Source organism: Pseudomonas antarctica, assembly GCF_900624995.1.
In the GTDB taxonomy this organism is placed as follows: Bacteria; Pseudomonadota; Gammaproteobacteria; order Pseudomonadales; family Pseudomonadaceae; genus Aquipseudomonas; species Aquipseudomonas antarctica.
The window spans coordinates 352,723-374,021 of the sequence record NZ_UYXQ01000001.1; the positions used below are offsets into that span (position 1 = coordinate 352,723).

General features: G+C 60.1%; 22 protein-coding genes and 1 pseudogene. 13 read left to right on the forward strand and 10 right to left on the reverse strand.

Annotated features, from left to right (window positions below; all coding sequences use genetic code 11):
* Positions 1-113: 113 nt before the first annotated feature.
* The 3 genes from E0F99_RS01630 to betC form a co-directional block, all read right to left on the reverse strand.
* Positions 114-1,682, reverse strand: coding sequence for a SulP family inorganic anion transporter (locus E0F99_RS01630; protein ID WP_083355969.1), 1,569 nt, complete (start codon positions 1,680-1,682; stop codon positions 114-116).
* A gap of 172 nt (positions 1,683-1,854) precedes the next feature.
* A complete protein-coding gene (gene choX, locus E0F99_RS01635) occupies positions 1,855-2,769 on the reverse strand; it encodes a choline ABC transporter substrate-binding protein (RefSeq protein ID WP_083355968.1) in 915 nt (304 codons plus the stop codon).
* 18 nt (positions 2,770-2,787) lie between these two features.
* Positions 2,788-4,299 (reverse strand): choline-sulfatase, encoded by a 1,512-nt coding sequence (betC, locus tag E0F99_RS01640; RefSeq protein WP_083355967.1) that lies wholly within the window; start codon positions 4,297-4,299, stop codon positions 2,788-2,790.
* Positions 4,300-4,402: 103 nt separating this feature from the next.
* Here betC and E0F99_RS01645 point away from each other — a divergent pair, with 103 nt between their 5' ends.
* The 6 genes from E0F99_RS01645 (at position 4,403) to E0F99_RS01670 (ending at position 10,134) form a co-directional block, all read left to right on the forward strand.
* The gene (locus E0F99_RS01645; protein ID WP_083355966.1) at positions 4,403-5,353 is read left to right on the forward strand and encodes a choline sulfate utilization transcriptional regulator; all 951 of its coding nucleotides are present in this window, start codon (positions 4,403-4,405) and stop codon (positions 5,351-5,353) included.
* Between the two features lie 30 nt (positions 5,354-5,383).
* Positions 5,384-5,710, forward strand: a complete 327-nt coding sequence (locus E0F99_RS01650; RefSeq protein WP_083355965.1) for a DOPA 4,5-dioxygenase family protein — start codon at positions 5,384-5,386, stop codon at positions 5,708-5,710.
* A 162-nt stretch (positions 5,711-5,872) separates the two neighbouring features.
* Positions 5,873-6,832, forward strand: coding sequence for a 2-dehydro-3-deoxygalactonokinase (locus tag E0F99_RS01655; protein ID WP_083355964.1), 960 nt, complete (start codon positions 5,873-5,875; stop codon positions 6,830-6,832).
* A 1-nt stretch (position 6,833) separates the two neighbouring features.
* The gene (locus E0F99_RS01660) at positions 6,834-7,454 is read left to right on the forward strand and encodes a 2-dehydro-3-deoxy-6-phosphogalactonate aldolase (RefSeq protein WP_083355963.1); all 621 of its coding nucleotides are present in this window, start codon (positions 6,834-6,836) and stop codon (positions 7,452-7,454) included.
* Between the two features lie 61 nt (positions 7,455-7,515).
* On the forward strand, positions 7,516-8,664 hold the full coding sequence (gene dgoD / locus E0F99_RS01665; protein WP_083355962.1) for a galactonate dehydratase: 1,149 nt from the start codon (positions 7,516-7,518) through the stop codon (positions 8,662-8,664).
* A gap of 159 nt (positions 8,665-8,823) precedes the next feature.
* On the forward strand, positions 8,824-10,134 hold the full coding sequence (locus tag E0F99_RS01670; RefSeq protein WP_083355961.1) for an MFS transporter: 1,311 nt from the start codon (positions 8,824-8,826) through the stop codon (positions 10,132-10,134).
* A gap of 42 nt (positions 10,135-10,176) precedes the next feature.
* Here E0F99_RS01670 and E0F99_RS01675 read toward each other — a convergent pair whose 3' ends face one another.
* The 3 genes from E0F99_RS01675 to trpB form a co-directional block, all read right to left on the reverse strand.
* Positions 10,177-10,620: an anti-virulence regulator CigR family protein gene (locus E0F99_RS01675; protein ID WP_083355960.1), complete on the reverse strand. Its 444-nt coding sequence runs from the start codon at positions 10,618-10,620 to the stop codon at positions 10,177-10,179.
* Positions 10,621-10,757: 137 nt separating this feature from the next.
* On the reverse strand, positions 10,758-11,567 hold the full coding sequence (trpA, locus tag E0F99_RS01680; RefSeq protein WP_083355959.1) for a tryptophan synthase subunit alpha: 810 nt from the start codon (positions 11,565-11,567) through the stop codon (positions 10,758-10,760).
* Positions 11,567-12,808 (reverse strand): tryptophan synthase subunit beta, encoded by a 1,242-nt coding sequence (gene trpB, locus E0F99_RS01685; RefSeq protein WP_083355958.1) that lies wholly within the window; start codon positions 12,806-12,808, stop codon positions 11,567-11,569. The genes trpA and trpB overlap by 1 nt, the downstream gene beginning before the upstream one ends.
* Before the next feature lie 110 nt (positions 12,809-12,918).
* On the opposite strand from trpB, the gene E0F99_RS01690 reads away from it, so the two are divergent.
* Positions 12,919-13,815 (forward strand): LysR family transcriptional regulator, encoded by an 897-nt coding sequence (locus E0F99_RS01690; protein WP_083355957.1) that lies wholly within the window; start codon positions 12,919-12,921, stop codon positions 13,813-13,815.
* A gap of 8 nt (positions 13,816-13,823) precedes the next feature.
* On the opposite strand, the gene E0F99_RS01695 is transcribed toward E0F99_RS01690, so the two are convergent.
* Positions 13,824-14,150, reverse strand: a complete 327-nt coding sequence (locus tag E0F99_RS01695) for an ElaB/YgaM/YqjD family protein (RefSeq protein ID WP_003170746.1) — start codon at positions 14,148-14,150, stop codon at positions 13,824-13,826.
* Between the two features lie 155 nt (positions 14,151-14,305).
* On the opposite strand from E0F99_RS01695, the gene E0F99_RS01700 reads away from it, so the two are divergent.
* Both E0F99_RS01700 and E0F99_RS01705 read left to right on the forward strand, forming a co-directional pair.
* Positions 14,306-14,521 (forward strand): dodecin, encoded by a 216-nt coding sequence (locus E0F99_RS01700; protein ID WP_078739963.1) that lies wholly within the window; start codon positions 14,306-14,308, stop codon positions 14,519-14,521.
* Positions 14,522-14,634: 113 nt separating this feature from the next.
* Complete coding sequence (locus E0F99_RS01705; protein ID WP_083355956.1) at positions 14,635-14,862, forward strand: DUF1161 domain-containing protein; 228 nt, start codon at positions 14,635-14,637, stop codon at positions 14,860-14,862.
* Positions 14,863-14,924: 62 nt separating this feature from the next.
* On the opposite strand, the gene E0F99_RS01710 is transcribed toward E0F99_RS01705, so the two are convergent.
* On the reverse strand, positions 14,925-15,926 hold the full coding sequence (locus E0F99_RS01710; RefSeq protein ID WP_083355955.1) for an LLM class flavin-dependent oxidoreductase: 1,002 nt from the start codon (positions 15,924-15,926) through the stop codon (positions 14,925-14,927).
* Between the two features lie 217 nt (positions 15,927-16,143).
* Here E0F99_RS01710 and E0F99_RS01715 point away from each other — a divergent pair, with 217 nt between their 5' ends.
* Positions 16,144-16,575 (forward strand): OsmC family protein, encoded by a 432-nt coding sequence (locus E0F99_RS01715; protein WP_027608131.1) that lies wholly within the window; start codon positions 16,144-16,146, stop codon positions 16,573-16,575.
* A 248-nt stretch (positions 16,576-16,823) separates the two neighbouring features.
* A complete protein-coding gene (locus E0F99_RS01720; RefSeq protein ID WP_064450020.1) occupies positions 16,824-17,063 on the forward strand; it encodes a DUF1161 domain-containing protein in 240 nt (79 codons plus the stop codon).
* On the opposite strand, the gene E0F99_RS01725 is transcribed toward E0F99_RS01720, so the two are convergent.
* A complete protein-coding gene (locus tag E0F99_RS01725) occupies positions 17,064-17,486 on the reverse strand; it encodes a PA0061/PA0062 family lipoprotein (RefSeq protein ID WP_083355954.1) in 423 nt (140 codons plus the stop codon).
* A 110-nt stretch (positions 17,487-17,596) separates the two neighbouring features.
* On the opposite strand from E0F99_RS01725, the gene E0F99_RS01730 reads away from it, so the two are divergent.
* Positions 17,597-18,682 carry an aminopeptidase gene (locus E0F99_RS01730; protein WP_083355953.1) on the forward strand — a complete coding sequence of 362 codons (1,086 nt, stop codon included), beginning with the start codon at positions 17,597-17,599 and terminating at the stop codon, positions 18,680-18,682.
* 72 nt (positions 18,683-18,754) lie between these two features.
* Positions 18,755-21,109 carry an RHS repeat domain-containing protein gene (locus E0F99_RS01735; RefSeq protein ID WP_083355952.1) on the forward strand — a complete coding sequence of 785 codons (2,355 nt, stop codon included), beginning with the start codon at positions 18,755-18,757 and terminating at the stop codon, positions 21,107-21,109.
* A gap of 27 nt (positions 21,110-21,136) precedes the next feature.
* Here the strand turns inward: E0F99_RS01735 and E0F99_RS01740 are convergent.
* Positions 21,137-21,299 (reverse strand): annotated as a pseudogene (locus tag E0F99_RS01740) (IS256 family transposase); the annotation flags it as partial.

Below are 21,299 nucleotides of genomic sequence, written 5' to 3' on the forward strand. Positions count from 1 at the left end.
TGGGCACGGTCAAACTGTGGGCTGGCTTGCCTGCGATTGGATCGCCTCGGTCTAACTGACTGACCGAGTCGTCTGCATCGCAGGCAAGCCAGCTCCCACAGTTTTAACCGCACTCAGTCTTCGAAATGGAGGGGGCAGTTGTCGGCTCCTTCAAGTTTTTTTAACTCTTCCACCACCTGCGGCCGGGCCCGGCGCAATGTCAGGCTACGCCCCAACCCCGTGAGCCGACGTGCCTCCTGGTGCAGCATCGCCACCCCGGAATAGTCGATAAAGTTGATCTGCTGCGCCTCAATCACCACCCGCTCGCCCTGCAAGCTTTGCAGGCGCACTTGTAGGTAATGGCTGGCGCCAAAAAAGATCGAACCGCCCACCCGCAACACATCCTCGTCGCCATCACGCCACTGCTGCACGCGCGGTTGCGAGGTGCGCTTGAGGTAGAAAAACAGCGAGGCCAGCACCCCGGCATAAATCGCTGTTTGCAGCTCCAGCAGCAAGGTGGCGACGCACGTCAGGCTCATCACCACAAACTCGGCGCGGCTCACACGGAACAATGCGCGAATGCCGCGATGATCCACCAGGCCCCAGCAAATCAGCAGGATGCTCGCCGCCATGCTCGGGATCGGAATGTGCGCGATCAACACCGCGCCGAACAGCGCGAACAGCGCCACCCACAAGGCGGAAAACACGCCCGCCAAGGGTGAGCGCGCGCCCGCCTCAAAGCTCAGGCCGGAGCGGGTAAAGGAACCGGCTGACAGGTAGCCGGAGAAGAATCCGCCGACGATATTAGATAAACCCTGCGCACGGACTTCCTGGTTGGCGTCGAGCAATTGTTGCGAGCGCGCCGACAGCGAGCGCGCAATCGACAGGCTGGTCACGAGCCCCAGCATGCCCACCGCCACGGCACTGGGCAGCAGGCGCAGGAGCATGTCCAGGTCCACCGGCAATGGGCTGAACGGCGGCAGCTTGCCCACAAACGAACTGACCCGCGCCACATGCCCGAACATCGCTGGCCACAGCCACGCCACCAGGCTGCTCAAGGCCAGAGCAATTAACAACGTCGGCCAGCGTGGCACCCGGTACTTGAGCAACGCGCCCACCAGTAAGGTGCTCAAGCCTAGGACGAGGGAGGCATGGTCCCACTCGCCACCGTGATCGATAAGCGCCAGCAAACTTTTGATTGCTGTGGCTTGGCTCGGCAAGTCCAGCCCCAGCAGGTTGGGCAGTTGCCCCAAGGCAATCACCACGGCGGCGCCCAAGGTGAACCCAAGTACCACCGAATGGGAGACGAAATTCACCAGCGCGCCGAAGCGCAGCATCCCCAGCAGCCACTGGAAAACCCCGGCGAGAAAGGTTAGCAACAGGATCAATGTGATGTAGTCCTGCGACCCAGGCACGGCCAAGGGGCTGACGCTGGCGTAGAGCACGATGGAAATCGCCGCTGTCGGGCCGCAGATCAGGTGCCAGGAGGAACCCCAGAGGCAGGCGATCAATACCGGAATGATGGCGGCGTACAAGCCGTATTCGGGTGGGAGACCGGCGATCAGCGCGTAGGCAATCGACTGCGGCAGCGCGAGCACAGCGCCGCTGAGGCCGACCATCGCGTCCCGGCCGACGCTGGCGCGGGTTTGGCGCGGCAGCCAGGCGAGGAAGGGGAAGAGTGTATGGCGGTTGGGCCGGGGCATCGCAGACTCGGGTTTAAAGGTTTGAGCCAGGGTATCAGGCTGCTAATGATCGTTCCCACGCTCTGCGTGGGAATGCCGGCCCAGGGACGCTCCGCGTTCGCTCTTAAGGTCGTGACGCGGAGCGTCACAGGATGCATTCCCACGCGGAGCGCGGGAACGATCATTTCGGGGGTTAAAGCTTGGCTTTTACTGCCGCCAACGCATCCTGGCCATCCACGGTTTTTACGCCATCGAGCCACTTGTCCAGCACCGCCGGATTCGCCTTGATCCACGCCTTCGCCGCATCGGCATTGCTGACCTTGTTGTTGACCACCTCGGCCATAATGCTGTTCTCCATGTCCTGGGTGAAACTCAGGTTGGTCAGCAGTTTCCCGACATTCGGGCAGGCCTGTGCATAACCCTTGCGGGTTAAGGTATACACGCTGCCGGTGTCACCGAAGTACTTCTCGCCGCCCTTGAGGTAATGCATTTTCAACTGCACGTTCATCGGGTGCGGCGTCCAGCCTAGGAAGGTCACGAATTTCTGTTTCTTAACCGCCCGCGACACCTCGGCCAGCATCGCCTGCTCACTCGACTCGATCAGCTTCCACTGGCCGAGGTCGAAGTCGTTCTTCTTGATGATCTGCTGCAGCGAGATATTCGCCGGCGCGCCGGAGCCGATGCCGTAGATCTTCTTGTCGAACTTATCGGCAAATTTGTTCAAGTCGGCGAAGTCATGCACCCCGGCGTCCCACACGTAGTCCGGCACAGCGAGGGTGAACTCGGTGCCGTCGAGGTTTTTCGCCAGTTGCACCACATCACCGTTGGCCACGAACTTGTCATAGAAGCCCTGCTGCGCTGGCATCCAGTTGCCCAGGAACACATCCACCTGGCCATCCTTGAGCCCGCCAAACGTGATCGGCACCGCCAGGGTGTCGACCTTGGCCTTGTAGCCCATGCCGTTCAACAGAAAACCGGTGATGGCATTGGTGGCGGCGATATCGCTCCAGCCGGGATCGGCCATCTTCACCGTGTCACAGCGGGTGTCCGCGTACACATTGGCGCTAGTCAGCACCAACATACCCAACACTGCAGTCAACTTTTGCATGGCCTTCCCTCTGTTTTATTAGCGTTGGCAGGGTTGTGGATAACGTGCCTTGCGCTCCAGGTCGTCGAGGTCGATATGGTTGCGCATGTATTGCTGACTGGCGTCCACCAGTGGCTGGTGATCCCAGCTCTTCAGCTTGCCTTGGGTCAGCGCCTCAAACACCAGGCGACGACGGCGTTGGCTGGCGAGCACCTGCTGGTGGATCGCCGGGATGTCCCATTTGGCCCGCGCCTCACTCAAAAACGCCTCGAACAGTGCTCGGTGTTCCGCTGACTGGCTGAGGTTCTCCCGCTCGTGCGGGTCGTTGTGTACATCGAACAGTAGACAAGGGTCGTCTTCGCTGTAGATAAATTTGTACGCGCCACGGCGAATCATCATCAGTGGGCTGAGGGTGCCTTCGGCCATGTATTCGCCAAAGACTTCGTCGTGCCCGCCCTGCCCCTGCAAGTGCGGGACCAGTGAGCGGCCGTCCAGCGGCAAACGCGGGTCCAACTCGCCACCGGCCAGTTCCACCAGGGTCGGTAACAGGTCGGCGGTGGACACGGCTTTGCTCACGCGGCCAGCGGCAAACTGCCCCGGCGCACTGACCAGCAGCGGCACGCGGGCGGCCATTTCAAACCAGTGCATTTTGTACCAGAGGCCGCGCTCGCCGAGCATGTCGCCGTGGTCGCCCGAGAAGATGATGATGGTGTCGTCGGCAAGGCCGGTGTCTTCCAGGGTTTGCAGGAGCTTGCCGACATTGCTGTCGATGTAGCTGCACGCGCCGAAATACGCGCGGCGCGCATCGCGGATCTTGTTCAGCGGCAGCGGTTTGTCCCACAGGTCGTAAACCTTCAGCAGGCGCTGGGAATGCGGGTCGAGGTCGGCCTGGGCTGGTGTCGTAGGCATTGGGATGTCGCTGTCGTCGTACAGGTCCCAGAACGGCTTGGGAATGGTGTACGGGTCGTGTGGGTGAGTCATCGACACGGTCAGGCAGAACGGCTGGTCGCCGTCTTCACGAATATGATCGAACAGGTATTGCTGAGCCTTGAACACCACCTCTTCGTCGAAATCCAGCTGGTTGGTGCGCACGCACGGCCCGGCTTGCAGCACCGACGCCATATTGTGGTACCAGGTGGGGCGCACGTGCGGCTCATCCCAGTTCACCGCCCAGCCATAGTCTGCAGGGTAGATGTCGCTGGTCAGGCGTTCCTCAAAACCGTGCAATTGGTCGGGCCCGCAGAAATGCATCTTGCCCGACAGCGCGGTGCGGTAACCGAGGCGGCGCAGGTAGTGGGCATAAGTCGGTACATCAGCGGGAAAATCCGCCGCGTTGTCGTAGGCGCCGATCTTGCTCGGCAACTGGCCGCTGACTAAGGTGAAACGCGACGGTGCGCACAGCGGGCTGTTGCAATAGGCGGCATCGAACACCACGCCCTGCTCGGCGAGGCGGCTCAGGTTGGGCAATTTGATCGGAGAGGGTCCGTAGAACGGAAGCATCGGCGCGGCCATTTGATCGGCCATGATGAAAAGAATGTTCTTGCGCTTCATGAGTCTTCGGCATTCCATAGGCGGTGTTTATGCGAATCAGCATGCGGCCCATGGAAAATGGGGTAAAGCCCATGAAAAGCAATGTCTAGGATAAGCACAGCTTATGTATGAAGCCCTCGGCGATTTATCCCTCGACCTGCTGCGCGCTTTCGAAGCGGCGGCGCGCCACCGCAGTTTTACCGCTGCCGCGATGGAAATGGGCACCACTCAGCCAGCCATCAGCCAGCAGATCAAGCGCTTGGAAGAACAGCTTGGGCTGCGTTTGTTTGATCGGATCTACCGTGGCATCGAGCTGACCGACGCGGGCGCTCTGTTGTTCGAACACGTTCAGGGCGGCCTGCAGGCCATCAACCACGGCCTGAGCGCGATCACCCAGCAGGACCAGCATGAAGTGCTGCAAGTGGCCACCGACTTCGCCTTCGCCGCTTACTGGCTGATGCCGCGTCTGCATCGCTTTCACCAGGCCAACCCGCAAGTCGACGTCAGCCTGGTCACCAGCGAACGCAACCACGCGACCTTGCGCAGCGATATCGATGTGGCGGTGCTGTTTGGCGATGGCCGTTTCAAGCAAGGCGACAGCCTGTGGTTGTTCAACGAGGAGGCGTTTCCGGTATGCAGCCCGCAACTGCTCAAGGACCGCACCACGGCGCTGACCGTGCAGACGTTGCAGGACTACCCCTTGCTGCACCTGCGCCAGGAACACAACAGCCAGTGGTTCGATTGGAACGGTATATTTCGCGAGCTGGGCATTACCAGCGCGCCCACCCCCGGCCAGCTGCGATTCGACAACTACACCCTGCTGATACAGGCCGCGATTGCCGGCCAGGGCGTGGCCATCGGCTGGCGTCACCTGGTGGATAACTTGCTGGAGCAGAAGTGGCTGTGCCGGCCGATCAGCGACACGGTGATCTCGCGCTTCGGTTACTACGTGGTGCAGCCGCAGCGCAAACGCCGGGGGCAATTGGTCGAGCGCTTTGTCGACTGGCTGGTGGCCGAGCAAGCCAGCAACGTGCAGTCGCTGACCGGGCTGGCCCTGCCGTCGATAGCGGTCTAGGATCGGCGCATAGTGAATCCGGATTTCGCCATGCAACGTATCAAGGGCTACCACGCCCATATCTACTTCGACGCCAGCACGATCGACCAAGCGCGCAAGCTCTGCGAGGACGCAGCCAAGCTGTTTGCGCTGCGCATGGGCCGCGTGCATGAACGGCCGGTGGGCCCGCACCCGGACTGGAGCTGCCAGCTGGCGTTCGAGCCGGAATACATCGGCGTGGTGTTGCCGTGGCTGGCGCTGCACCGCGAGGGGCTGGTGGTGTTCCTGCACCCCGAGACCGGGGATGACTTGAAGGATCACACCGATTACGCGATCTGGATGGGTGCGATGCGCGAGCTGGATTTGTCTGTTTTTTAACCACGGCTGATAAAAATCCCATCCCCTTGTGCAAAGGCGATGGGATTTTTTATATTTAAGCCCTATATGTGGGACTGATATTTATATATTGAGATATCGCCAGCCATAGGTTTATATTCGCCCATCTGCTTTTTTCAGCACCCACTCATTTCAGGTGAAGCGATGCAGGCGCAATTGATCGCGCTCGACTGGGGGACCAGCTCCCTTCGTGCTTATAAACTCGGCCCAGCCGGCAAGGTGCTCGAACAGCGCGCGCTGTCGTTCGGCATCATGCACCTGCCCAGCGAGTCTAGGGAGATTGCTGGCGTGCGCTGCAGCGATGGCTTCGAGTTGGCGTTCGATGCGGCCTGCGGTGATTGGCTTGATGCTGTACCCGACCTGCCGGTGATCGCCTGCGGAATGGTCGGCAGCGCCCAAGGTTGGAGCGAGGCGGCCTATCGCAACACGCCGGTCGATGTCGCCAGCCTCGGCCAGGCGTTGCATACCGTGCGCAGCCTGCGTGGCGTTGATTTGCATATCGTGCCGGGCGTGATCGAGCAGGTCGGCTTGCCCAATGTGATGCGCGGCGAAGAAACCCAGGTGCTCGGCGTGCTGCAAGGCCTCGCTGCGCACGTATTGATCGGCCTGCCTGGCAGCCATTCCAAATGGGTCGAGGTGGCGGATGGCTGCATCACGCACTTCGACACCTTCATGACCGGCGAGCTGTTCGCGGTGCTGAGCAAGCACAGCATTCTGGGGCGTACGCAACAGCCCTGCGAACACTTCCAGGCCGAGGCGTTTGATCGCGGCGTGAACGTGGCGCTATCAAAAGACGGCCAGCGCGGCGTGCTCTCAACCTTGTTCAGTGCCCGCACGCTGGGGCTGACCGCCGAGCTGGCCGCCGACCAGCAACCGGATTACCTGTCCGGCCTGCTGATTGGCCATGAACTCGCCGGTTTGCCCGAACATGCAAAACATAAACCCATCGTTCTGGTCGGTAACGCCCCGCTCTGCGCCCGCTACCAACGTGCCCTGGCCCTTTGCGGCTTCGCCCACGTCAGCCTGGCGCAAGCGGCCAGTGAACGCGGCTTGTGGCAATTGGCAGTGGCCGCCGGGCTCACTCAACCTGTCTTGGAGGCCTGACATGCTCAAGCAAGCACTCGCACACAACGGTTTGATCGCAATCCTGCGCGGCGTACGACCGGACGAAGCCGAGGCGATCGGCCAGGTGCTCTATCAGACCGGCTTTCGGGTGATCGAAGTGCCGCTCAATTCGCCGGACCCTTACACCAGCATCCGCACCCTGCGCGACAGCCTGCCCGCCGATTGCCTGATCGGCGCGGGCACGGTGTTGGCGCCTGCGCAGGTCGAGCAGGTCAAAGCCGCCGGCGGCCAAGTGATCGTCATGCCCCACAGTGATGCCAAAGTGCTACGTGCAGCGAAAGCGGCGGGCTTGTACCTGTCGCCGGGTGTGGCCACACCCACCGAAGCCTTCGCCGCACTGGCCGAAGGCGCCGACGTGTTGAAGCTGTTCCCGGCCGAGCAAATGGGCCCGGGTGTGATCAAGGCGTGGCTGGCGGTACTGCCGACGGGCACGTTGTTGCTGCCGGTGGGCGGTGTGACCCCAGGCAACATGCCGGTGTATTTCGACGCGGGCGCCAAGGGCTTCGGCCTGGGTTCCGGGTTGTTCAAGCCGGGTATGTCCGTGGATCAAGTGGCCAGCAGTGCCCAGGCGTATGTCGCCGCCTGGAACGCGTTGAACTGATGCCCTGAATTGATTTCAAGCTTTGCGCCCTCGGCGCTGCATCGACAAGAGAGATAAGAAGATGAAAATCACCAAACTGACGACCTTCATCGTCCCGCCGCGCTGGTGCTTCCTCAAGGTCGAAACCGACCAGGGCGTGACCGGCTGGGGTGAGCCCGTAGTCGAGGGCCGCGCCCACACCGTGGCCGCTGCCGTCGAAGAACTTTCCGACTACCTGATCGGCAAAGACCCACGCAATATCGAAGACATCTGGACAGTGCTCTACCGCGGCGGCTTCTACCGTGGCGGCGCGGTGCACATGAGCGCCCTCGCCGGTATCGACCAGGCGCTGTGGGACATCAAGGGCAAGGCGCTGGGCGTCTCGGTCAGCGACCTGCTGGGCGGCCAGGTACGCGACAAGATCCGCGTGTATTCGTGGATCGGCGGCGACCGCCCGGCCGACACGGCCCGTGCCGCCAAAGAGGCGGTAGCGCGTGGTTTTACTGCGGTGAAAATGAACGGCACCGAAGAGCTCCAATTCGTCGACAGCTTCGAGAAAGTTGACCTGGCCCTGGCCAACGTTGCCGCCGTGCGCGATGCGGTGGGCCCTAACGTCGGCATCGGCGTCGACTTCCATGGCCGCGTGCACAAGCCCATGGCCAAGGTGCTGATGAAGGAACTCGACCCGTACAAACTGATGTTTATCGAAGAGCCGGTGCTCAGCGAAAACTACGAGGCGCTCAAAGAATTGGCGCCGCTGACCAGTACGCCCATAGCCCTGGGCGAGCGGTTGTTCTCGCGCTGGGACTTCAAGCGCGTACTCAGCGAAGGCTACGTCGACATCATCCAGCCGGACGCCTCCCACGCCGGAGGTATCACCGAAACCCGCAAGATTGCCAACATGGCCGAAGCCTACGACGTGGCCCTGGCCCTGCACTGCCCGCTCGGCCCGATTGCCTTGGCGGCCTGCCTGCAATTGGACGCGGTTTGCTACAACGCGTTTATCCAGGAGCAAAGCTTGGGTATTCACTACAACGAGAGCAACGACCTGCTCGACTACGTCCGCGACCCGGGCGTGTTCGACTATGACAAAGGCTTCGTGAAGATCCCCAACGGGCCTGGCTTGGGTATTGAGATCAACGAGGAATACGTGATCGAGCGCGCGGCCATCGGCCACCGCTGGCGCAACTCGATCTGGCGCCACGCCGATGGCAGCTTTGCCGAGTGGTAAGCCCCTCCTGAAGAAACACAGTCAATGTGGGAGCTGGCTTACCTGCGATAGCGGAGGGCCAGCTTGCATCTCTGGCACAGGCATACCGCCATCGCAGGCAAGCCAGCTCCCACACTGACCGCTATCCGTCCTCAATAAACATAAGAAGAGGCACCCCCCATGCAACCTGAGTCCTTCACCGGGCAGGCTTCTTTAGTCACGCCCAGCAGAAAGCGCTTCTTCATCATGGTGCTGCTGTTTATCACGGTGGTGATCAACTACCTCGACCGCAGCAACCTGTCGATTGCCGCCCCGGCATTGACCAGCGAGCTGGGCATCGACCCGGTGCACGTCGGGCTGATCTTCTCCGCCTTCGGCTGGACCTACGCCGCCATGCAGATCCCCGGCGGCTGGTTGGTGGATCGGGTGCCACCGCGCATTCTCTACACCGTCGCCCTGCTGTTGTGGTCGATTGCCACCGTGATGCTCGGGTTTGCCGCCAGCTTCATCGCGCTGTTTGTGCTGCGCATGGCGGTCGGCGCCTTGGAAGCGCCGGCCTACCCGATCAACAGCCGTGTGGTCACCACGTGGTTTCCTGAGCGCGAGCGCGCCACGGCGATTGGCGTTTATACGTCGGGACAGTTTGTCGGGCTGGCGTTTCTCACGCCGGTGTTGGCGTGGCTGCAGCACGCGTTTGGCTGGCATATGGTGTTTGTCGCCACCGGTGGCGTCGGCATTCTCTGGGCACTGGTGTGGTACGCGGTGTACCGCGAGCCGAAGGATTTCAAAGGTGCCAACGCCGCTGAAATCGAGCTGATCCGTGAAGGCGGTGGTTTGGTGGATATGCAGGCGCAAGCCACCAAGGCGCCCTTCAGTTGGGTCGACCTGGGCATCGTGCTGAGCAAGCGCAAGCTGTGGGGCATCTACCTGGGGCAGTTCTGCCTGAACTCCACGCTGTGGTTTTTCCTGACGTGGTTTCCGACCTACCTGGTGAAATATCGCGGGATGGACTTCATCAAGTCCGGCCTGCTGGCGTCGCTGCCCTTTCTGGCGGCGTTTGTGGGCGTGCTGTGTTCGGGTTTTTTTTCTGACTGGCTGATTCGCCGGGGCGCGTCGGTAGGTTTTGCGCGCAAGTTGCCGATCATTGCCGGGTTGCTGATTTCAACGGCGATCATTGGTGCCAACTCTGTGGACTCAACGGCCTGGGTGATTGCGTTCCTGGCGGTGGCGTTTTTTGGCAATGGCCTGGCGTCGATCACCTGGTCGCTGGTGGCCACCCTGGCACCGGCCCGCTTGCTGGGGCTGACCGGTGGGGTGTTCAACTTTATCGGCAACCTGTCGGCAATAACCACGCCGATTGTGATTGGCTTTCTGGCCAGTGGAGATTCGTTCGCGCCGGCGATTACCTACATTGCGGTGCTGGCATTGCTGGGGGCGCTGTCCTACGTGTTGCTGGTCGGCAAGGTCGAGCGTATTGAACTGAATGAATAACCGGCAGCCACAGGAAGCCGGCTTGCCACAAAAGCATCGGTATTAGTTGAGCACGCCGTTCAGGATTTCGTAGACGATGCCCGTGCCCACTGCGATCAACACCACGTCCGGCCCGGAACGACGCCATTCATACCCTTGGTAAACCGGTAGGCGTGCCAGGGCACGGTTATCCAGGCGTTCGCCGTAGTAACCGCGTGGCAACGGCTGTCCACGTACCAGCCGTACGTTCGGCGGTGGCGGTGCGCCACGGGAGAATTGGCCGTGGTTGTCGTGGATGATCTGCCGCACCGGGCCGAAGTCCTGAGGCGGGCCGCGGTGATTATTCTGCGGGCCGCGATGGTCGTCGCCACGTTGCTCGTGTTGGCCTTGCGGGCCGCCACGGCCAGGGCCATCACCGCGTTGGTCAGGCGGCGCGGCCTGCACCAGGGCACTCGCACCGAGCATCAGCACGCCGAGACCAGCGATTAAGCGTTTAGGCATTTTCATGGGGGTTCCCTCAGTACTGCACGAACAAAAAAGGGATTTCGAACGGGGTTCGAAATCCCTTGGTCTTGTCAGTTTAGGTACTGATTCGACGGTATGATTCCTCTGTATCCGGAACTTTACCTACTGCTACACGGCATTTACTTACGGGCGTTGCGGACACCCTCCGACAATGCCGTGCACAAGCTCAATACGCCATCAATCGCTTGCTGATCATTTTTGGCATTGGCGATGTGGTCGATCAGTGCCGACCCTACCACCACGCCATCGGCCAAGCGCGCGATGGCGGCTGCCTGTTCTGGCGTGCGAATACCAAAACCAATGCTGATCGGCAGGTCGGTATGCCGACGCAGGCGAGTCACGGCTTCTTCAACGTGTTCCAAGGTGGCGGCACCGGCACCGGTCACACCGGCCACCGACACGTAGTACACAAAGCCAGAGCTGCCGTTCAGCACGGTCGGCAGGCGCACGTCATCGGTGGTCGGCGTGGTCAGGCGGATGAAGTCGATGCCCGCCGCCTGGGCCGGGTCGCACAGCTCGCCGTTATGTTCAGGCGGCATGTCGACCACGATCAGGCCGTCCACGCCGGCTTCTTTGGCGTCAGTGATGAACTGCGGCACGCCGTATTTGTGGATCGGGTTGAAGTAACCCATCAACACCAGTGGCGTGTCGTTGTTGTCTTTGCGGAACTCGCGAACCATCTGCAAGGTTTTGCTCAGGTTCTGCTTGGCTTCCAGTGCGCGGATGTTGGCCAACTGAATCGCCGCGCCGTCGGCCATCGGGTCGGTGAAGGGCATGCCCAGCTCGATCACGTCCGCACCAGCTGCAGGCAAGCCCTTGAGGATCGCCAGCGAGGTGTCATAACCCGGGTCGCCGGCGGTGACGAAGGTCACCAGGGCGGCGCGGTTTTGTTCTTTGAGTTGCGCAAAACGCGTTTGCAGGCGGCTCATCAGTGTTTCTCCTGCTTGGCTGGCTCTTGTGGAGAGTTTTCCATGTGGTGCATCACGGTCTGCATGTCTTTGTCGCCACGGCCAGACAAGTTCACCACCATCAAGTGATCTTTCGGCAGGGCCGGTGCGCGTTTGAATACTTCGGCAAGGGCGTGGGCAGTTTCCAGTGCGGGAATAATCCCTTCCAGGCGGCAGCATTTATGGAACGCTTCGAGGGCTTCGTCGTCAGTCACCGACGTGTACTGGGCGCGGCCGATGTCGTGCAACCAGGCGTGTTCCGGGCCGATGCCGGGGTAGTCGAGGCCGGCGGAAATCGAGTGGGCATCGATGATCTGCCCGTCGTCGTCCTGCAGCAGGAAGGTACGGTTGCCGTGCAGTACGCCCGGTACGCCGCCGTTGAGGCTGGCGGCATGCTTGCCGGTTGCGATGCCATAGCCTGCCGCTTCAACGCCGATGATTTCGACGCTGGTGTCATTCAGGAACGGGTGGAACAGGCCCATGGCGTTCGAACCGCCGCCGATGCACGCCACCAGGCTGTCCGGCAGGCGACCTTCCTGGGCTTGCATCTGGTCACGGGTTTCCTTGCCGATCACGGCCTGGAAGTCGCGCACCATTGCAGGGTATGGGTGCGGGCCCGCCACGGTGCCAATCAGGTAGAAGGTGTCATCAACGTTGGTCACCCAGTCGCGCAGGGCTTCGTTCATCGCGTCTTTGAGCGTGCCGGTGCCGGACACTACCGGGATCACTTTGGCGCCCAGCAGCTTCATGCGGAACACGTTGGCCTGTTGGCGCTCAATGTCGGTGGTGCCCATGTAGATCACGCAGTCGAGGCCGAAGCGCGCAGCCACGGTGGCAGTGGCCACGCCGTGCATGCCGGCGCCGGTCTCGGCGATGATGCGTTTTTTGCCCATGCGCCGCGCCAGCAGGATCTGGCCAATGCAGTTGTTGATCTTGTGCGCGCCGGTGTGGTTCAGCTCTTCGCGCTTGAGGTAAATCTTGGCGCCGCCGCAGAACTCGGTCAGGCGCTCAGCGAAATACAGCGGGCTTGGGCGTCCGACGTAATCGCGCTGGAAGTAGGCCAGTTCTTTGTTGAAAGCCGGATCAATCTTGGCCGCTTCGTATTCGCGGGCCAGTTCGAGGATCAACGGCATCAGGGTTTCAGCGACGTAGCGGCCGCCGAATGCGCCGAACAGGCCGTTGGCGTCGGGGCCGTTGCGAAGATCGGTCTGGGACTGAGTCATGGGGCGCTCCAGGAAATAATTCGTGTGAGAGGCAATGACGGCCACTCTACCCCTGACACGCTGCGCTGAAAACCGATAAGATCGCCACAACCTGTCAGGAAAACTCACAGATGAGCAGAGACCTTCCGCCCCTCAACGCCTTGCGCGCATTTGAAGCCACTGCCCGGTTCAACAGCGTTAGTCAGGCCGCAGAGCAACTCCATGTGACCCACGGTGCAGTCAGCCGCCAGTTGAAGGTGCTGGAAGAGCATTTGGGTGTCAGCCTGTTCATCAAAGACGGGCGCGGCCTTAAACTCACAGATTCCGGCGTTCGGCTGCGCGATGCCAGTGCCGAGGCGTTTGAACGTTTAAGGGATGTGTGCGCCGAACTGACTCAGGCCAGCGCTGATGCGCCCTTCGTGCTGGGTTGCTCGGGAAGCTTGCTGGCGCGCTGGTTGATACCGCGCTTGGGCCGCTTGAACACAGACCTGCCGGATTTGCGCCTGCACCTGTCGGCGGGTGACGGCGATCTCGACCCTAGGCGGCCAGGCCTCGATGCTCTACTAGTGTTCGCCGAACCGCCATGGCCAGCGGATATGCAGGTGTACGAGTTGGCCAGCGAGCGCATCGGCCCGGTGATGAGCCCACGCTTCGCCGGTCACGAACGCCTGCGCCAAGCCCCGGCGCAAGCGCTGTGCGGCGAAGACTTGTTGCACACCACGTCGCGTCCGCAGGCTTGGCCCAGTTGGGCACAGCAACACGGCATCGAGCCCGGCGCGTTGAAACGCGGCCAGGGGTTTGAGCATTTGTATTATTTGCTGGAAGCGGCGGTAGCAGGTTTAGGCGTGGCGATCGCGCCAGAACCGTTGGTGGCAGAGGACCTGCGCGCGGGTCGCCTGGTGGCGCCGTGGGGTTTCAGCGAAACCCCGGCGCACCTGGCGTTATGGCTACCCAAGCGCGCCGCAGATGGGCGCGCCGGTCAGTTGGCGCAGTGGCTCAAGGCCGAACTCTTGCGCCAGCCGGTATAGCCGGTCAATCAGTCACCGCGTTTGCACAGCAGGTAAGCCGCCAACAGGCCCAGTGCACCAACGGCGACGCCGGCGGTAGTCCATGGGTGCTCTTGTGCGTAGTCCCGGGTTGCAACACCGGTTTCGCGGATTTTGACTTTGCTTTCTTCGTAGGCATCGCTGATCAGATGGCGGGAATGCTTGAGCGCATTCTCGGCATTGCTTTTCAGGGCCTTGAGCGTTTTGCGCGACTCATCGGACGCATCATCCTTGAGGCTCTCAAGGGACTTGAGCAGGCTCGAAATCTCGGCTTCCATGCTTTCCAGCGACGCTTTACGTAAAGAAGTGTTGGCCATGTGGACTCTCCTGAAGTGATTGAGTGGCATGTGTAGATACCGACTGCGGCCAATTCAGAAAGTGCAGTAAATATGAACTTTCGCGTAGGAACGGCCGCCAGAAGCAGTACGAACATTGACTGCTACGCTCACTAGAGACCTCAGGAGAAAACGCTATGTCTGATCATCACACGTACAAGAAAGTCGAACTGGTGGGTTCGTCGACGACCAGCATCGAAGACGCTATCAACAACGCCATTGCCGAGGCGAACAAGAGCATCAAACATTTGGAGTGGTTTGAAGTGACCGAAACCCGTGGTCACATCAAGGACGGCAAGGCCGCGCATTTCCAGGTCACGCTCAAAGTGGGATTCCGAATTGCCAGTAGTTGATCGCGTCGGTTGAACTTGCTGACTGGCCGATTGCCATAACCTGCGCTACACCCTTGGAGTGCCGATGCAATGCGTCGGCACGCTCTTTTGGATCAGCGCAAGGAAAGTATCGGATGAAGAAGTTCCTGTTAGCGGTAGGTTTGTTGAGCATTGCGGGCACAGCCCTGGCGGCCGGCAAGCCTTGTGATGAGCTTAAAAGCGAAATCGCGGCGAAAATCGACGCCAATGGTGCCTCGGGTTATTCGCTGGAAGTGGTAGAAAAAGGCGCGGCACCCAGCGACCACACAGTCGTCGGCAGCTGCGAAGGCGGCACCAAGGAAATCGTCTACAAGCGCGGTTAACCCTGTGTTCCAGACATAAAAAACCGACGCGAGTGCGTCGGTTTTTTTTCGCCTTTGGGTTATCAGCCCTTCATCAACTGGGCCAACAGCTCGTAGGAATGAATCCGGTCGGCATGCTCGTAGAGGTCGCAGGTAAAGATCAGCTCATCGGCGCCGGTCTGCTCGATCAGCACGTCCAGTTTGGCGCGGATCTTCGCCGGGCTGCCGACCATCGCCAGGCCGAGGAAGCTGCCGACCGCGTCTTTTTCATGGGGCAGCCACATGCCGTCCATGGTTTTCACCGGTGGGCGCTGCACCAGGCTTTGCCCGCGCATCAGCGCGAGGATGCGCTGGTACACCGACGTAGCCAGGTACTCGGCCTGCTCGTCGGTGTCGGCGGCTACCAGCGGGATGCCGAGCATCACGTAAGGTTTGTCCAGTACCGCCGAAGGCTTGAAGTGATTGCGGTACACGCGAATCGCCTCATGCATCAAACGCGGTGCGAAATGCGAGGCGAACGCGTAGGGCAAACCCCTCTCTCCCGCAAGCTGGGCGCTGAACAAGCTGGAACCCAGGAGCCACACTGGCACGTTGGTGCCGGTGCCCGGTACGGCGATCACCCGTTGGTCGGGCGTGCGTGGGCCCAGGTACGCCATCAACTCGGCCACATCTTCGGGGAAATCATCGGCGCTGCCCGAGCGCTCACGGCGCAGGGCGCGGGCGGTCATCTGGTCGGAACCGGGCGCGCGGCCCAGGCCCAGGTCGATGCGGCCGGGGTACAAGCTTTCCAGAGTGCCGAACTGCTCGGCGATCACCAGCGGTGCGTGGTTGGGCAGCATCACGCCGCCTGAGCCGACGCGAATGGTCGAGGTGCCACCGGCCAGATAGCCCAGTAATACCGAAGTGGCTGAGCTGGCGATGCCATCCATATTGTGGTGTTCGGCCACCCAGAAACGGTTGTAGCCAAACTTTTCCACGTGCTGGGCCAGGTCCAGCGAATTGCGCAGCGACTGCGCCGGGCTGCCATTGGCGCGCACGGGCACCAGGTCCAGGGTCGAGAACTTCACGTCGGACAGCGATTTCATAAGCCTGCTTCTCCAATAGGTGCGCAGGCTTATAGACGAACCAAAACCTGCCGCTTCATGTGCATGCTCTATGCAATGAGGGCATATACCCGAGATTCAATAGCGGCTAGGGATATTTCCTACTATATCGCTAGGTTTCTCCGACAAGATGAACTTTGCCGGGCCGTCTAACCTCAGAACCCTTACTGAAGCAAAACCACCGTTCGAGGAGAAAGCTATGAGTATCGTTAAAAAGGCATCCGCGCATTGGGAAGGTGATCTGAAGACTGGCCTGGGTTCCATTTCCACGGAAACCGGCGTGTTGCGCGAAGCGCCCTACGGCTTCAAGGCCCGTTTCGAGGGCGGCAAAGGCACAAACCCTGAGGAGTTGATTGGTGCGGCCCACGCCGGCTGCTTCTCCATGGCGTTTTCCATGATTCTCGGTGACGCTGGCCTCAAGGCTGACAGCATCGACACCCAGGCCGAAGTGACGCTGGACCAGGTCGACGGTGGCTTTGCGATTACGGCCGTGCATCTGGTTTTGAAAGCCAAGATCCCAGGCGCGAGCCAAGCGCAGTTCGACGAGCTGAGCAAAAAGGCTAAGGAAGGCTGCCCGGTGTCCAAGGTGCTGAATGCCAAAATCAGCCTGGATGCCACGCTCGTCAGCTAATGCGGACTGCGTAACACCGTAAATCGCTGTGGGAGCGGGTTTGTGTGGGAGCCGGGCTTGCCCGCGATAGGTACACCTCGGTTTTGCAGTTGTACCGAGGCGCTGCCATCGCAGGCAAGCCAGCCACACAAGCACGCTCCCACATTTAGTTCTGCGTTAAATCAGAACTCGTGTTTCCCCGATGTGGTCCTATAGGCTATGCAGCCTAGGCGCACACCCGTGCGCAGCGCATTCAGGGAGCTACACACATGAAACGTTTCGCCTTGGCAATCATCTGCGGTGTTTTGGCCACGTCGGCCGTGGCCGCGCCAAAAGATTGTGAAGAGCTCAGGAAAGAGATCGAGGTCAAGATCCAGGCTAACGCCGTGCCGTCCTACACTTTGGAAGTCGTCAGCAAGGAAGAAGCCGATAAACACGACAGCGCCATGGTCGTCGGCAGCTGTGAGAACGGTACTAAAGCCATCGTCTACCAGAAGAACAATGACTGATCAGATGCAGTTCACGCTGCGTTCCTCTGCCAGCAACTGCCGCGCGGCGTTGTAGAGCCGGATGTTGGGCGTGAAGGCCAGCGAGCGCCCTTCCAGCACATAGCGCTGGCCGGCTTGGAAATTGTCGTACTGCAAGGTCATGAAGCAGGTTCGGTCCTGGGTCTGTGACAACCCGCCCAAGCTGCCCCCGGTCGGCACTTCGAAATCAAAGCGCACCATCAGCTCGTGACGGCCCGGCGGAACTTGGAAGAAGCGCCCGTCGTTGAGGTTTTTCCCATCCAGACGTTGCGCCATGACCAGTTTGGCCCCCGGTGTCGGCGTGGTGAAATCGACCCAGGCTTGCTGCGGGTCGACGGGCGGGATGGGGGGCGAGGCGCAAGCGCTGAGGAACAGGGCGGCGACGGGCAACATAAACTGACGCATGGCAGGTACTCAACGCGAGGAGAGGTTTGAGTATAAGCATCCCGTATCATGGAAAAATCCCATTCAAGCGCGATAGTCTGGCGAATAAATCACGCGGGAGCAGTTGGAGCATGATCGGGCGTTTTCTTACAGGGTCAATGGTTGTGCTACTCAGCGGCTGCTCCAGCGTCAGTTATTACAGCCAGTTGGCGGGCGGCCAATGGCACCTGTTGCGGGCCCGGGAGCCCGTTGCCGAGATCATTGCCGACCCCTCTCGCCCTCAATTACTGCGTGAGCAGCTCGCTCAATCGCAAAAGGCGCGTACTTTTGCCAGTCAACACCTGCGTCTGCCTGACAATCAAAGTTACCGGCTATACGCCGATATCGGTCGACCCTATGTGGTCTGGAATGTCTTTGCTACGCAGGAATTCTCTCTGTCTCCAGAAAACCACTGCTTTCCCATCGCCGGTTGCGTTGCCTATCGCGGCTACTACAACCAAGGTGCTGCGCGCGGCGAGGCGGCGCTGTTGCGGCAACAGGGCATGGACGTGTCGATCGGTGGCGTCGAGGCCTATTCAACCCTGGGCTGGTTCAATGACCCGATCATGAGTTCGATGATGAACTGGGGTGATGAGCGCGTGGCTACGCTGATTTTCCATGAACTGGCGCATCAGCGCTTTTATGTGAAGGGCGACACCGAGTTCAATGAGTCATTTGCCACCTTCGTCGAGCAGGAAGGCACTCGGCAATGGCGTGCCTCCCGTGGCCTGGCGCCTTTGAGCAATGTAACGGTGAAGCAGCGCGACCAGTTTATCCAACTGATCCTCGATACCCGTGAGCGCCTGGAGGCGCTCTACGCGCAGCCCTTGGCGGCCGATGCGATGCGTAAGGCCAAGGCAGCAGAGTTCGAGCACCTGCGCAGTCGATACCGGCAAATGCGCGACACTCAGTGGAGCGGCGACAAGCGTTATGACGCATGGATCAACCAGCCGATGAACAATGCGCGGTTATTGCCGTTCGGATTGTATGACCAATGGGTGCCGGCGTTTGCGGCGTTGTTTCGGCAGGAAGGCGGAGATTGGGTTGGGTTTTATCGGGCGGTGCAAGCGTTGGGAGGTTTGGCGTTGCAAGAGCGCAGGACCCGTTTGAGGCAGTTAATGAACGAGCACCAAGGCATGGAGGCGCAGATGATATTTGACGCCACCAGACACAAGTAATATCTACGTATCGCACTGCTCTGAGACGTGGTCAGTAGGATTTCCCAATCTCTACAGTCTCAGGTTTTCCTTATGCCTCTACCCCTGCATCAAAACACCCCAACGTTAACAGCGATCGATCCTCGCGGGCTGGCTGTGCGTGCGGTTGCTTATCATCGATCGACGGCCAAAATCGCGCTTGAGGCGCGTATCAGCCGTCAAGCGTTCAGCTCTTCAGGTTTCGTCCTGGAGCAGTACGGGCCACGTCAGTTGTTGGCAAGTGACTCGTCAGGGGTGAAGAAAGCCTGTCGCGTGACGGTCTACAGCCTGAGTGGTCAGCCGATCTACAGTGATAGCACGGACGAGGGCTGGCGCTTGACGTTACTGGGTGCCGCAGGTCAATGGGTGCACAGGTGGGATGGTCGCGGCGCTCAGCTTAAGTGTGACTACGACGCCTTGCTGCGGCCCTTGGCGGTGTTTGAGCAAGCGGCAGATGAGTCATCGCAACGTTGTGTGCAGAGGTTGGAATATGCAGGTGGTTCAACCGCTGAGGCGGTGAGTAATCGTTGTGGCCGGCGGGTGTTGCATGACGGTCATTGTGTCAGGACGCACTTTGAGCAGTATGACCTGTTGGGTCATGTCTTGAAGCAGGGACGGCGTTTTCTTCGGGAGACGGCGACGGTGAACTGGCCATTGCAGCCTGCGCAACGAGAAGCCTTATTGCAAGATGAAGACTTCGTGACGTCTTGGGACTTCAGTGCACTAGGGGAAGAGCTTCAGCAGGTAGATGCAAAAAACAATGTGAAGGACAGTTGTTATGGAAGCACCGGTGAGCTATTGGAGGTCGGCATTACCCTGGCAGGCAGTGCGCGTCAAGTCATCGCGGAGGGGGCCGACTACAACGCCAGTGGTCAGATGACAGCGCAACGTGCTGGCAACGGCGTGGTTAGCGAGTGGCGCTATGGCGCAGGCAGTCAGCGACTGGAGCGACTATCGACCTATCGCAGCGGGGCGAAGAAAGAACGGCTGCAAGATCTGACATACACCTACGACCCCGTCGGCCATATCCTCCAGATCGTCGATGCAGCCCAACCCATCCAGTGGTCGAGCAACGCCCAGGTCGCGGCTGTCAGCCGCTATGAATATGACACCTTATATCAACTGGTCCGGGCCAGCGGGCGGGAGAATGCGCACAATCCCGCAGGTGCGGGACTGCCGATGCGGGCGACATTCGGCACCGTAGATGATAGCCAATGGCGCAACTACACCCAGACCTATACCTATGATGCGGATGGCAACTTGGAAAAGCTCCAGCATGTGCCCAGCAGCGGCAGCGGTTACACGCGCACGATGAAAGTGGCGAGTCTGGGAAACCAGAGTCTGTCGAGTACACACCCACTCGTCGAGCCCCCCGGGTTGGGCAAGGGTTTTGATCTCAATGGCAACCAGCAACAACTCGCGCGTGGGCAGACCCTGAGCTGGAATGTGTCTAACCGGTTGGTCAATGTTGCCCTGGTGGTGCGTGACGATGCGGCCAATGATGAAGAGCTTTATGGCTACGATGCTGGCGGCCAGCGGGTGATGAAAAATTGCTTAACCCGGGCGCGGGGGCTCACTCATCGTGCGCAGGTGCTCTATTTGCCTGGGCTGGAGGTACGACGCGACAGTGCCAGTGGTGAATGGCTCAATGTCGTGAATATTGAAGTCGGTCGCTACAGCGTGCGGATACTTCAATGGGAAAAAGGTCTCCCGTCCGGCCTTGAGAACAATGCCGTTCGATGCAACCTGTCGGACCACTTGGGCAGCAGCACCCTGGAGCTGGATGAAAAAGCCCAATTGATCAGTCAGGAAAGTTACTACCCGTTCGGCAGCACTGCCTGTTGGGCGGCGAGAAATGCCGTCGAGGCCAGCTACAAAACTCAACGCTACTGTGGCAAGGAACGCGATGCTACTGGGTTGTATTACTACGGGTTGCGTTTCTATGCCCCCTGGCTGCAGCGTTGGATCAGCCCGGACCCTGCAGGGGCAATTGACGGACTGAATCAATACGTGATGGTTCATAACAACCCTATGAACAGGGTTGATCGTCAAGGGATGATTACATCCCTGCCCACGGACTGGAGTTCGGCAGGTGGTGGTCGGTTTCCAGGTTTTGGATTTGATGTGCTCAGAGGCGCTGGGCAGGGCATGTTGTTGGGCTCGCTCGCTGCGTCAGTGGCGTATTTGACGAGCATCGTGGGGAGCGCGGATGCGTTTGGCGCGTTAGTGGTAGGTGGCATGGGGGTTGCGGCGGTACGAACCGCTGCGGAAGAACTTGCTCATTCAAGGTGGGTAGGGTCGCCCTCTTATAAAAAACTCGTGGCGGGTGCGCAGTCAGCTTCTGTTCTGTTGAATGCGGCGTATGCCGCGATGAGGAGAGTGTCAGATTTTTTGTGTGCGGGCCGGTAACGGCCTGCCGACAGGCAGGCCTTAGTTTTACCAGGTAGGCCTGATAAATCGATCTCCGTACAGAATCGCAAATTGGTTCATCGCACTCTTCCAGTCATGTGCCGGTTTGCCCCAGTTAGCAGTGATATTTCGCAATCCCAACCAGATTAATTTTGTTGCAGCATCGTCCGTTGGGAAGTGCCCTCGGGTC